General features: G+C 46.9%; 1 protein-coding gene. It reads left to right on the forward strand.

The window, feature by feature from the left end:
- Nucleotides 1-277 (forward strand): hypothetical protein (locus R0J87_RS19905; RefSeq protein ID WP_498888414.1); only part of this gene is annotated, 277 nt, incomplete at both ends.

Consider the following 277-nt stretch of genomic DNA (forward strand, 5'->3'; position numbering starts at 1 on the left):
TGGTAAAGTACCCTCAATGGTCCAACAGCGGTCGCTACATTGCCTTTGTTGCCCGTCTGCCAAATGAGGAAGAAGACAAGCTTATGCTGCTGGACGTTAAAACTGGGCAGCTGATTCAGCTTAAAACCGGTGCACTCTGGCATGGAAAAATTAGCTGGTGGTATGATGACAGCGCGGTCATTTTTTCACACAACAGTAATCTTTTCAGTATTGATACCAGTTCAGGTGATGTGAACCAACTGACGTTTAAAGGCGGAGTATGGGGCCAGATGATGGC

The sequence above is a fragment of the Halomonas sp. SIMBA_159 genome, from assembly GCF_046536035.1.
In the GTDB taxonomy this organism is placed as follows: domain Bacteria; phylum Pseudomonadota; class Gammaproteobacteria; order Pseudomonadales; family Halomonadaceae; genus Vreelandella; species Vreelandella venusta_A.